12 protein-coding genes are annotated in these 12989 nt (G+C 32.0%); 7 read left to right on the forward strand and 5 right to left on the reverse strand.

The window, feature by feature from the left end:
• Positions 1-47: 47 nt before the first annotated feature.
• Together ACZ49Z_RS11990 and ACZ49Z_RS11995 are read right to left on the reverse strand one after the other, a co-directional pair.
• Entirely contained in the window at positions 48-992 is a 945-nt protein-coding gene (locus tag ACZ49Z_RS11990) for a glycosyltransferase family 2 protein (protein WP_464304554.1), read from the reverse strand.
• Positions 993-1523 (reverse strand): DUF4199 domain-containing protein, encoded by a 531-nt coding sequence (locus tag ACZ49Z_RS11995; protein WP_464304555.1) that lies wholly within the window; start codon positions 1521-1523, stop codon positions 993-995. It abuts the gene before it with no gap.
• Between the two features lie 233 nt (positions 1524-1756).
• Here ACZ49Z_RS11995 and ACZ49Z_RS12000 point away from each other — a divergent pair, with 233 nt between their 5' ends.
• From ACZ49Z_RS12000 to ACZ49Z_RS12020, 5 genes are all read left to right on the forward strand, one after another.
• Entirely contained in the window at positions 1757-2011 is a 255-nt protein-coding gene (locus tag ACZ49Z_RS12000; protein ID WP_464304556.1) for a type B 50S ribosomal protein L31, read from the forward strand.
• 115 nt (positions 2012-2126) lie between these two features.
• Positions 2127-3302 carry a GlmU family protein gene (locus tag ACZ49Z_RS12005; RefSeq protein ID WP_464304557.1) on the forward strand — a complete coding sequence of 392 codons (1176 nt, stop codon included), beginning with the start codon at positions 2127-2129 and terminating at the stop codon, positions 3300-3302.
• 227 nt (positions 3303-3529) lie between these two features.
• Positions 3530-4678: a histidine decarboxylase gene (locus ACZ49Z_RS12010; RefSeq protein WP_464304558.1), complete on the forward strand. Its 1149-nt coding sequence runs from the start codon at positions 3530-3532 to the stop codon at positions 4676-4678.
• Positions 4679-4756: 78 nt separating this feature from the next.
• Positions 4757-5086, forward strand: a complete 330-nt coding sequence (locus ACZ49Z_RS12015; protein ID WP_464304559.1) for a hypothetical protein — start codon at positions 4757-4759, stop codon at positions 5084-5086.
• A gap of 122 nt (positions 5087-5208) precedes the next feature.
• The gene (locus ACZ49Z_RS12020; RefSeq protein ID WP_464304560.1) at positions 5209-7080 is read left to right on the forward strand and encodes a fibrinogen-like YCDxxxxGGGW domain-containing protein; all 1872 of its coding nucleotides are present in this window, start codon (positions 5209-5211) and stop codon (positions 7078-7080) included.
• Positions 7081-7348: 268 nt separating this feature from the next.
• On the opposite strand, the gene ACZ49Z_RS12025 is transcribed toward ACZ49Z_RS12020, so the two are convergent.
• Complete coding sequence (locus ACZ49Z_RS12025) at positions 7349-8407, reverse strand: serine hydrolase domain-containing protein (RefSeq protein ID WP_464304561.1); 1059 nt, start codon at positions 8405-8407, stop codon at positions 7349-7351.
• Positions 8408-8497: 90 nt separating this feature from the next.
• Between ACZ49Z_RS12025 and ACZ49Z_RS12030 the strand changes: the two genes are divergently transcribed.
• The gene (locus tag ACZ49Z_RS12030; RefSeq protein WP_464304562.1) at positions 8498-8935 is read left to right on the forward strand and encodes a hypothetical protein; all 438 of its coding nucleotides are present in this window, start codon (positions 8498-8500) and stop codon (positions 8933-8935) included.
• Complete coding sequence (locus tag ACZ49Z_RS12035; RefSeq protein WP_464304563.1) at positions 8919-9215, forward strand: DciA family protein; 297 nt, start codon at positions 8919-8921, stop codon at positions 9213-9215. Before ACZ49Z_RS12030 ends, ACZ49Z_RS12035 begins: the two co-directional genes overlap by 17 nt.
• A gap of 71 nt (positions 9216-9286) precedes the next feature.
• Here ACZ49Z_RS12035 and ACZ49Z_RS12040 read toward each other — a convergent pair whose 3' ends face one another.
• Together ACZ49Z_RS12040 and ACZ49Z_RS12045 are read right to left on the reverse strand one after the other, a co-directional pair.
• Positions 9287-11770: an FG-GAP-like repeat-containing protein gene (locus tag ACZ49Z_RS12040; RefSeq protein ID WP_464304564.1), complete on the reverse strand. Its 2484-nt coding sequence runs from the start codon at positions 11768-11770 to the stop codon at positions 9287-9289.
• 19 nt (positions 11771-11789) lie between these two features.
• Entirely contained in the window at positions 11790-12920 is a 1131-nt protein-coding gene (locus tag ACZ49Z_RS12045) for a hypothetical protein (protein ID WP_464304565.1), read from the reverse strand.
• Positions 12921-12989: the final 69 nt, after the last annotated feature.

Consider the following 12989-nt stretch of genomic DNA (forward strand, 5'->3'; position numbering starts at 1 on the left):
CTAATTTCTTTTAAATGTTTTTAAAAATAACAATAAAAAACGGTGTTTTACTCAATTGTTTTTGAAATTTTATAGCGTTCTTCGTTGTTTTTTGTTCTTAAAATAATTTCACCTAAAAAGCCAGCTAAAAAGAGCTGAGTCCCTAAAATCATGCTAACAAGAGCAATGTAAAACTGAGGTCTGCTTGTAATTAGTCTAGATTTGGTATGAATAAAAAGTTTGTCAATTCCCAAATAAGCAGCAAGACAAAAACCAATAATAAACATAATAGTACCCAATAGTCCAAATAAATGCATTGGTCTTTTTCCAAACTTAGATAAAAACCAAATAGTAATTAAATCAAGAAAACCATTTATAAAGCGATTCATTCCAAATTTAGAATTGCCATATTTTCTAGCTTGGTGAATTACAACTTTTTCTCCAATTTTACTGAAACCTGCATTTTTTGCTAAAACAGGAATGTAGCGATGCATTTCTCCAGAAACTTCAATGTTCTTAATGACTTCATTTTTATAGGCTTTTAAGCCGCAATTAAAATCGTTTAAAACAACACCAGAAGTCTTCCGAGCAGCCCAATTGAATAATTTTGATGGAATATTTTTAAAGAGAACCGAATCGTATCGTTTCTTTTTCCATCCAGAAATTAAATCAAAATTATCTTTAGTAATTAACTCATATAATTCAGGGATTTCATCTGGACTGTCTTGCAAATCAGCATCCATAGTAATGATAACATCACCTTTTGCTTTAGCAAACCCAGCATGAAGAGCTTGGCTTTTGCCATAATTTTTAAGGAAGCGAATACCCTTAACGTTTGGGTTTTGTGATGAAAGCCGTTCAATAGTTTGCCAAGAAGCATCTGTACTTCCGTCATCTATAAACAATATTTCATAAGAAAAGTTATGACTAGTCATAACTTTCACAATCCAATTGTGTAATTCTGGTAACGATTCTTGTTCGTTTAATAAAGGAATAACTATGGATAAATTCATTTAGAATTGTTCTTGTGGTTTACTTTTGAAAATAAGGGCAAATAAAAGACCAAATATTGAACTGACAGCAATATTTAAGAAAAAACCTTTGACTTGAGATGTTATGCTATAATTGTCGGATTTTTCTATCTCTTCAACAGTTTTTTTAATTTCTGCTGTTTTAGCCCCAAATTTCTTCATGAAATTTACAGTAGATTCAATAGAAACATCTTTTACTTTCTCTCCTAATTCTGTATCAATAACATTAAAAAGAATAATATTAAAAATTACCGTAATACTCACTCCAATAACTAAACATAAAAAATAAGTAGTAAAAGCTTCTTTAAAACTAAAAACATTATTTAGCTCTTTTTTTGTTTTTTGTAATAATACAATATTAATTACTAAGAAGAAGATAACTACAAATAGTAATAACCATAGTGAACCAAACAATTCTAAGTTAAAAAGATAAGCGTATAGAGTAATTAAAACAGATGCAAGACCATTAATAATTCCAAATTTAATCCCGTTTTTTTTGATAATTTCGTTCATGGTTAGTTTCTTTTAAGAGTTTACAAATATAGAAATAATAAAGTTTGTGATTAATTAGTAGCTAAAAATAAAAAATGTTACACTTATGTTTGTAAATTAAAAATTTAGTGTAAATTTGCACTCTGAAAATAAAAGAATATAAACGTAAAAGGTTATAGACTGTTTACACCTTTTTTAATAAAATAAAAAAGCCGCGGAGCAATTTATAATCATAAATAAAAAAGATTTACAAAATGCAAAAAGGAATTCACCCAGAAAATTACAGATTAGTAGCTTTCAAAGACATGTCTAACGATGACGTATTTATTACAAAATCAACTGTAGAAACTAAAGAAACAATTGAGCACGAAGGTGTAGAGTATCCAGTTTTCAAAATGGAGATTTCTCGTACATCTCACCCTTTTTACACAGGTAAATCGAAACTTATCGATACTGCTGGACGTATTGATAAATTCAAAACGAAATATGCTAAATTCGATAAAAAATAATCGAATCTTATCAAAAATATCAAGAACCTTCCAATTTGGAAGGTTTTTTTATGTCTTTACTTTTCTGTATTTACTTTCAAACTTTGTAACTTTGGCACTTTCAAATTAAGCTATTATGAATTATATCCTTTTTGATGGAACTGTACGCAATGCATTGCTCCCTTTTACATTTACTCGTCCTGTAGCAGATATTCGTGTGGGAATTTTGACCATTCGCGAAAAATGGGAAAAATATTTGGGTTATACCACTACTACTTTAACGGAAGAATATTTGATGGAAAAATTTCCAATGGTAGAATTGGAAGAGAATATAATGATTAATGCCTCTTTTTTTCCAAACGAAGTCTTGGTAGAAATGATTAAAAATCTTGAAAAAAATCAGGCAATAATTGTAGATGAAGAAATTATTGCTTTTTATGCTAATGACTCTCAAGAAGCTGTCGATTTTGAAGACTATGATCTAATCGATTATGATGAAGAAATTTTGCGTATTGAAAACACTTGGGATATATTTTCTAAAAACGATATGGCTATCCGAGAAGATTATCAGTTAATTACTGAAGATCGATTTTCGGAACCAATTCCTAAAAGTGTAAATGTTATTGCTCCTGAAAATGTTTTTATAGAAGAAGGTGCTAAATTAGAATTTGTGACTTTAAATGCTTCAACAGGTCCAATATATATTGGGAAAAATGCAGAAATTATGGAAGGGTCTCTTATTCGTGGACCATTTGCATTATGTGAGGAAGCACAAGTAAAAATGGGAGCTAAAATATACGGAGCCACAACAATTGGTCCTTTTTGTAAGGTTGGAGGTGAAGTAAATAATTCTGTTATGTTTGGATATTCTAGCAAGGCTCATGATGGTTTTTTAGGTAATTCTGTATTGGGAGAATGGTGTAATATTGGAGCAGATTCTAATAATTCTAATCTTAAGAATAACTATGAAGAAGTACGATTGTGGAGTTATGAAACTGAAAATTTTGCAAAGACAGGGCTTCAATTTTGTGGGTTAATGATGGGAGACCATAGTAAATGTGGTATAAATACTATGTTCAATACAGGAACGGTAATTGGAGTTTCTACTAATATATTTGGTGCTGGATTTCCACGTAATTTTGTGCCTAGCTTTTCTTGGGGTGGAGCTAGTGGATTTACAACGTATTTGACTAAAAAAGCATTTGAAGTAGCAAAAGTAGTAATGAGTCGTCGTCGCGTTGATTTTACAGAGATAGATGCAAGAATATTAGAGCATGTTTTTGAAGAAACAAAAAAATGGCGAAAAGAATAAACAAGTCATAGATTAAAAGATAAAAAGAAACAGAATGAACTATTTTGTTTCTTTTTTTTTATGTATTAAGCGAAGATGTGTTTTGTTTTTGAGTAATTACAATATTTTTTATGATTAAAAATCTATTTTTATTATTTTTATTAGTATAATTTACTAATTTATTGTTTTAATGTAGTTTTTTAATTTGTATAAATATAAATTTGCTTTAAAATATAAAAGGCATTAACATGAGTTTATTAACAGTAAATGATAGTCAAAGATTAGTAGAATTAAATGACTATATAGAAAACGCAAGGAATAATTTTTTAGGATATCCTGTTTCTAAAGATTTTGATTATTCTGAAATTTTACATTTTCTTCAATATCCAATAAATAATCTAGGAGACCCTTTTGAAGATGGTACCTATAAAGTGCAAACTCATGAACTAGAAAGAGAAGTAGTGACTTTTTTTGCAAAATTATTTAGAGCCAATCCACATGATTATTGGGGATATGTTACCAATGGAGGTTCAGAAAGTAATTTGTATGGATTGTATTTAGCAAGAGAATTATATCCAAAAGCCATGGTGTATTATTCTGAGTCAACACACTATAGTGTTAGGAAAAATATTCATTTGTTAAACATTCCAAGTATTGTTATTCGTTCACAAGAAAATGGTGAAATAGACTATGAAGATTTTGAAAATACTTTAAGAATGAATCGTCACAAACCAGCAATTGTTCTAACTACTTTTGGCACAACAATGAAAGAAGCAAAAGATGATGTTTCAAAAATTAGAGGAATTCTAAGAAATTTAGCAATACAAGACTGTTATATTCATTGCGATGCTGCATTATCGGGAACTTATGGTGCTTTTATGGAGCCTCGTTTACCTTTCGACTTTCAAGATGGGGCAGATAGTATCTCAATCAGTGGCCATAAATTTATAGGCTCACCAATCCCAACGGGAGTAATTATTACTAAGCGATCTAATAGAGATCGAATTTCAAAAGGAATATCCTATATTGGATCATTAGACACAACAATTACAGGGTCTAGGAATGGGCATTGTCCTTTGTTTTTATGGTATGCCTTAAAAAAACTGAATGTAGGAGGATTAAGAGAACGTTATTTAAAAAGTTTAGAAGTAGCAGAATATTGTGAACAAAAGTTAAAAGAAATTGGTGTAGCTGCTTGGAGAAATCCAAATGCAATTACGGTTGTTTTTCCAAAAACTTCAAATAAAATTAAATTGAAATGGCAATTAGCAACAGAGGGGGAAGTTGCGCATGTAATTTGTATGCCGAATGTTACCAAAGAGCAAATTGATGCTCTCGTTGAAGACATGAAAAGTTGTAATGAGGTAAATGAAGAAGTTTTTGAATTAAGTTTTTAAATAAAATCATATATTTGAATCAGTGAAAGTATTCGGTTGAAAGACGGAATACTTTTTTTAATTATAATAGTCACAGTTATGTTAGGTATTTTAGTAATTTTCTTTATCGGAAAATATTTTTATCAATTAGCAGAAAAATACAATCAAAATAAATTGTTATTTGCAATTTTGGGAGTTGTAACATATTATGCTGGTGGTGCAATTGCAGGTTTGATTTTAGGGATTGCAAGTGTGTTTTTTGGTTTTGAAATTGATTGGGATAATACACTTTTAATGGGAATAATAGGCTTGCCAATTGGATTACTTAGTTGTTGGCTATTTTACTATTTGTTAGAAAAAAAATGGAAAAAGAAACAAATAAAACCTCTTGAAAGTATTGATGATATTGGTAAAGATTTACAGCAATAATAAAAAGTGAGCAGAAAAATAATTTTTTAACAAATACTATATTTTTCCTGTAGCAAGATTTAGTTTGAAAATAGTTATCTTTATGTGTTAACATACTAAAGTTAATTCTAAAAAAGATTGCTATGATAAAAAAAATACAATTTCATATTTGGATGTTTTTATTTGGTGTACTGACTGCTTCAGTTTATAGCCAAGTAGGAATTGGGACAACTAGCCCAGATGCTTCTTCATTATTAGATGTTTTTTCTACAGAAAAAGGGTTGTTAATACCAAGAATGACAACCGCTGAGAAACTAGCAATAGTCTCACCTTCTAACGGACTCATTGTTTATGACACAGATTTAAGTTGTTTTTCTTTTTTCGATGGTCCAAATACTATTTGGAGTTGTTTGTCCGTAGATCGTTCACTGGCGGCTGCAACTGTTTTTTCGTTAGATTGTGCAGGAGTTATTAAAAATGGTTCTTTAATATCGGGTAATCAAGCGAATAATGTAAATACTATTCTTTTTTATACGGGAGGTAATGGAGGAGCCTATTCGTCCTATACTGTTAATTCTACAGGAGTAACGGGGCTAACTGCATTCTATCCTGCAGGTATGGTGAATAATGGGAGTGGTATTGTAACAATCTATATAACAGGAACGGCTACAACTTGGGGTACTGCTTCGTTCGATATTAGTATAGGAGGGAAATCTTGTACGATAACGTATGAAGTGACACCAGGAGCAGGAGCTGCTACTTTAGATTGTGGAAGCGCAACGTTAAACGGGAACGTGGTTCAGAATTTTTCAACTTCAGCTACGGTTAGTATTCCTTATACCGATGGAAATGGAGGTCCCTATACTTCTCAAACTTTTGTGACTTCTCCAATAAATGGTAATTTATTAGCACTATTGAGTCCAGGAAATTTTGCAGTAGGAAGTGGTACGGTAACTTTAACCTTGACAGGAACGGCAGTAAACACACCAACGGTTTCAATTCCAGTTTCAATAGGTGGAAGTTCTTGCACGGTAACATTACCTGTCACAGTAACAGATGTTTCCACCCTAAATTGTGCAGGAGCTACAACAACAGCCCCAACATTGGTAAGTGGTGCGTCAATCACCCCAGGCTATACGGTTACAGTTCCATACACAGGAGGTTCTGGAGTTTTTTCGGGTAGTTTTGCTTCATCCATTCCTTCGGGTATAACATTAACAGCTCCAAACACACCTTTGAATGCAGGAGGAGGGAATATTGTTTTTGATGTGACAGGGAATGTCCCAATTGGATTTGAAGGAAATATTACCGTTCCAATTACCGTTGGTTCAAAATCGTGTGATGTTACAGTACTTGTAGCGGCAGGAAATGGACAATCTGCGAGTACACCCTGCACTTCTTGTAAGTCTATAAAAACATATTACCCTAGTTCACTAGATGGGGTTTATTATTTAAGAACACCAGACGGGACACAATTTCAAGGATATTGTGATATGACAACAGATGGAGGTGGTTGGACAATGGTGTTGAATTATTTGCATCAAGGAGGAACAAACCCTGCGCTGACCAATAGAATTTCAGATTTACCTTTACTTGGATCTAGTACTTTAGGAGGGAATGAATCAGGAACAAGCACTTGGGGTCATGCAATACCTGCTCTGTTGAATAAATTTACATTTACAGATGTTCGTTTCTATTCTATTACGAATCAGAATCCAAGGATAATGCATTTCAAGACATCGTTGGCAGGAGTAATTACCTATATTAAAACAGGTAGTGGTTCCATGAGTGGTATTCAATCGAGCTATACAACTTTAGCAGGGCACAATGCTTTCTTGCCAGCATCAGCCGCAAATTTCTATACTAATCAAGGAAATATTGCCTTAACAGAGTTTCCTTTTTGGTTAAACGGAACATATCATTGGGGGGTAAAAGGATTAACGAGTAGATGGGAGTCTGATAACTTTCCTGGAAATGCAAATTTTCACACATTGCATCGCGTTTGGATTAGATAGGGAGATATTAAATTTAAAGTACAAATGAGGTTGTCCTAAAAGTAAAAAATCGACACATATTTGTCACTTGGACATTAGGAAGAGTATCATAATCAGTGTTATGTGATTTTTCCCTTTGGTCGAGATGACAAGATTACTGACTTTTAGGACAGCTTCTTTAAACTTTTTAATGGAATTAATTATGAGTTGTTTGTAGTTTAAGATATATTAATTTCTTTGAGATCTACTATTCGTCTGTGTTTTGTTTTGAATTAAGATAAAAATAATTTTAAAATAGAACAGCATTAATTTTTTCCCAAAGGATATTATCAAAATCAGATAATGCAAAATTGGATCCGTCTGCAGCATTTCCCATTCTAATCACAACAAGCTTTTTACTAGGACAAACATAGATTTTTTGGTCATCCTTTCCTAAAGCGCAAAACATATCTGCTGGAGCATTTGGAATTAAATTCCCTTGAAATTCAAATTGAGATTGTGGCAAATGATAAGAAGTTTTTCCGTTTAGCCACCATAAATAACCATAAGCCAAATTAATAGATTGCGAAGTAGATGTAGCGTTGTTAAAATAGGCTGCGTTTAGTATTTGTGTGCCATTCCAATTTCCTTTGTTTAAAGCCAACAATCCAAAACGTGCCATGCTTCTTGTTGTACTCCAATAAACACTATGGTCATCACTTTGAATCCAGCTACCAGACATTCCAATTGGGTTTTTTAATTTTGTGTTAAAATAGTTTTCCCAACTTTGATTGGTAGCTGTTGCAACAATGTCTTGAAGTTTAACATATACATTATGATAGGCCCAACGTGTTCCAGCGTCTGCTTTGTATTGAAGATTAGTCGGACTAACATTGTCTCCCAATGCATCGTCTAAGCCCGATGTCATGGTTAAAAGGTGTTTACAAGTGATTAAATTTTCTTTTGTTAATGGAGCACTCGTCCAATTTGTTCCTAAATAATCCGATACTTTATTATTGGTGTTAAGGAAACCTTCTTGTTCAGCAATTCCAGTTAATGTAGTGGTTAATGTTTTTCCAGCACTAGCCCAATACCAAGGTGAAGTACTAGTGTGTCCATTAAAATAATTTTCCATTACAATTTTTCCATTGTGCAAAATGATAAAACCTTTAGTATTTTTTAATGCTAAATAATTCAATAAGTCTTGAATATAATTTTGATTTCCACCAAGGCTAGCTATAGTTTTTGTTTCCCATGTTGAATTGTCGTTTGGAGGAAAATACATAGTCTCTTCGTTTGGTAGGCTTTCATCAGTTGGGTTACAACTTAAAAGTAAAGTGACTAATAGTAAACATGTTAAGCGTATCATAGGATAATTGTTTGTAACATTAGATAATAAAAGTATTAAATAGTTTAATTAATTTGACTGAAATATGTAATTTTATTTAAAATTTTAAAAATGCAAAGAATAGTAATTTTTAGTTTCATCGTCGGTTTGTTTTTTTCGTGTGCAACACCAATTCAGGAAGCAGATTTAGTGAAACTTAACGGCTTTTGGGAAATTGAAAAGGTAGTATTACCTAATAAGGACGTGAAAGAATATAAAGTTAATGAAGAAATGGAGCAAATTGAATTTAAAGAAGGTAAAGGAACTAGAAGAAAAGTAATAATGCTCTATAATGGAAACTTTCTAACAAACAATATTACTCAAGAGTTTACAATTGAGACAAAAAATGATGAGTGTTTTCTGCTTAATAAAACAGATTATGCAACTTGGAAAGAAGAAATAGTTGAACTTTCTGATGCAATTTTATCCATAAAAAATGAAGAAGGAATTCTATATCATTATAGAAAAAGAAACGATATAAAACTTGAAAAAAATGGCAAAACGAACTAATGAAGAACTTTCATTAAAAGATGTATTAAAAAATTTTATTTCACAAAATAAATTAGAAACTGGGATTGATAAGGTAGATGTGAAAGAAGCATGGTTAAAAATGATGGGGAATGGAGTAGGGAACTATACAGAAGCAGTTGAGTTAAAAAACAATACATTATATGTAAAACTAACTTCCTCAGTACTTCGTGAAGAATTGTCTTATGGTAAAGAAAAAATCATAGCAATGATAAATGAAGAAATGGGAAAAGACTTAATACAGTATTTAGTGTTAAGATAAATGGGATAAAAAAAAGGCGGAAATAGATAATCATTTCCGCCTTTTTACAACCAAATACTAAACTCTTTTTCTTAATTTGTTTTAATAAATTGTTCTGAAAAAGTTTCCCCTTCTTTTGTTCTAATTTTTAAGATATATATTCCTTCCGTTAATTCTGAAATTTTTATAGAAGTGTTAAAATCGGTGCAATTTTTCACGTGTTTTCCATTGATGTCATAAATGCTTATTTCTTTTATGTCTAGAGAATTAATGTTCAGGATTGTTAAGTAATTACTACTAGGGTTCGGATAAATTTTAATTTGATTCGTATCAAAAATAGAACTACTTAAAGGTGAAGATCCTTCAACAACATGTGTGGTTTGATTTGAATTTGGATTATTGATAACGTCAATAACTCCAGACGGCCATTTTACCACTATTTGATTTATAACAGTTGCAGTTCCTATTCCGAAATGAGCATTAAGCGAACTCATATATTTAAAACCTTCTCCACTTCTAATATCTCTAATTTGTTTTCCCCAAGGCCCATGAATTTCGACTCTTGCTCCAATTCCGTTGCGGTTACTTTGAACACCTTCTAAGGATACTTTTACCCAGTTATTACCATTTGGAATTGCATAACTAATTACGTTTCCATTTAAGATATCTAAGAAACCATCGTTGTTTAAATCACCAATTGCTCCAACGCTTATTCCGTTGTTATATATTACTTCTGAAAAAGTGCTATTCCCTTGATTAAACATTATTTTATTGCCTCCTCCTAGAACATCCACATAGCCATCATTGTCAAAATCATAGGCTACATTGTCAATATTTGTAGAAAGGTTAGTATCCCAACCCGAACCCGAAGTTATGTTTGAATAGGCTTCTTCCACATTGTTTGTTGTGTCTAAATTATTTCTAAAATATTTATGAGTTCCAGCACTTGCAGTTATAATAATATCCATATCACCGTCATTATCAAAATCTGCAATTGCAGAAGACCAAGTTTGAATAGGAGTAATGTCTATTTGAGCCAAAGCAGAAATATTTGTATAAACACCATTGCCATCATTTCGATGCAATTCGCAAGGAGGGCCAGAGCATTTAGAAATAAACACATCGGTATCACCATCATTATCAAAATCGGTGAATAAAGTTGCATAATTTCCACCACTACTACCTAAATTCATTGCACCAGAAGTAACACTGCTTTGATAATAGGTTAAATTCCCATTGCCATCGTTAAGATAATAAACATTAGGAGCAATATCATGGCAAGAAAAAACATCTAAATGACCATCGTTGTTTAAGTCTGCAAAGTTAGTTCTCTGGCAAAAAATATACTCATTAGGTGTGAAATTAGAATAGGCAGTACCAGTACTATTCGATGTCCAAACAGTTAACCCTTGACCGTTACCTAAAATAATGTCATTATATCCATCTCTATTATAATCTCCAGCAGCTAAACTCCATGTAGGCATTCTGCTAGTTCCAGTTATTGGAAAATTGCTAATAGAAAAAGCACCAGCAGTAGCTCCTTGGTAATGAATTTTTAAATTGTTGGTGTCAACTCCTGCAATATCATCTTTGTAATCACCATTCATGTCTGCAACACAAATTTTGTAGGTGCTTGTCATTGTGCTAATTGTTTCTTTCGTATAGGTAATTGGAGGCGGAACAATAGCAGCTTCAATCAATTCAAAATTAAAACCCAGATCACTCCATTTATTATCCCAAGCAATATAATATGTAACGCCAGCAGTCACATTAAAAGTATCTTTAGAAAGATTTGAATTGGTGTTGCCCGCATTACATTGAATAATACCAGAATTGTCATCGCCTGCGAAACATATGAGGTTAGAACAAGAACCAGTATAAACATTGAAGTTAGTATCTTTACAAATATTTTCTACTAAATCGGAAGTTATGGTTACTTCATAATCTTGTGAAGGAGTATAGGAATACCATTTTGCTTTTGAAGCACTAGTACAAGCAGTATTTAAATTAGTAGCATCGATAGAATTAACTGTTGTTATCCCTGCGGCAATAGGAATTGCACTAAGGCAAGGATTTGGAGCAATTGGAGCTTCAATAAGTTCAAAATCAAACCCATTATTATTCCATTGATTATTCCACATAATATAGTAAACTGTTCCCGCTACTACATTGAACGTTTTGGTAGAAAGATAAGAATTAGTATTCCCATTGTTACATTGGATAATTCCAGAATCATCATCACCTGTAAAACAGATTAAATTGGTGCAATCTCCTGTATAGACTTCAAAATTAGTGTCTTTGCAAATGTTTTGTGGCAAATCTGAAGTAACAGTAACGCTATAATCATTAGTAGGAATGTAGATATACCATTCAGCCAAATCAGAAGTAGAACAACTTGTTGTTATATTTGTACCATCAATAATGTCAACAGTAACAACTCCAGCTGTAATGGGAGAAGCAGTGCTGCAAGTATTTTGGGAAAAAACGATTTGGCAGCAGAATAAAAGAGCAATGAAAAAGTGTTTAAAAATGGAATCTTTTCTGTTTTTACTATATTGGGTAGTTTTAGATTTCATGATGTTTGTTTTTTTTGTGTTAGTTGCAATCGTGTAAAGAATTAATCCAATCCTTCATTAATAAAACCCCTTCTGTATGAATGAGTGTCCTGCCATGTAGCGGCATTCTATACGCTTCATTAGTGGTGTTTAATCTATAAAAAAGCATGGATTGATTTACGTTTTGGGGTTGCACAATCTTACTTAGTTCACTAGGGAAATCTTGCATGTCTTGGGTAGGTATGCAAACACCCATGTTGGGTTCATTATTTAAAGTCTCATTAAATGCAAATCGCATAGGTCTATAATCGCAATGTCTTTCTTCTTGATGGCAATGCGCACAGTTGATATCCACATAAGAACGAGCTCTTTTGTCTAGCGGTTTTGAAGAGTCATTATAGTCTATTGTAGTGTTTTCTTCTGATGGATAATGAATGGTGTTTTCTAAATATCCTTTTTCTACCCATTTTGTGAGCTGATTTTTGGTTTCGTTACCATAGTTATATTCGAAATTTAAATTTTGAGGTTTAATTCCTATAGGGATATAACTAATAACTTCGGTTCCGCCAACAGGTACTTCTTTTTTATGACAAACAATACATTGTGCTTCATTTGGAATTCTGTAATTAGCAGTTTTAATAGCATTGTTCTCATCTTTCCAAGTAATTAAGGTGTTACTTCCAGCCAAATCTAATACTGCTTCAGTTTGATCTTCATTCCATACATAGTTCGCAAATATCCAACCCGAATTTTTTCGGATCATAACCCTAGTTTCAATAATTCGAGTTGCACCAACAGGTGTAATGTTCTGAACATTATCATAATAGAATGTTTTAATTAAAGCAGACCCAACAGGAAGCTCAAGGATATTCATGTCTCCGTTTTGTGTTGCTTTTTTATTTTCAGGAATCCAAACGAAACGTTTTTTATGAGCATAATCTGTAAACAAACTACTAGCAGGGGCATAGGGAAGAACACCTAAAGATGGGGTTTGGTTTTTTATGTCACTTTCAAAGAAATGATAATCAGATAATTTGGGATAGGGAACTTGACTTAAATCTACAGATACAGGAGAAACAGGGACTTCAGTATAATTGTCGTCCTTGTTGCAAGAATAAAAAAATACTAAAATAATGAGTAATATTAAGTGTTTAAAGTAATTTTTAGTCATATTTGTTGAGTTTTGTTTTCAAATATAACAAAATATTAAATATTTAACACTTTTATAACATGAAAATAT

Source organism: Flavobacterium sp. KY-23415, from assembly GCF_055384985.1.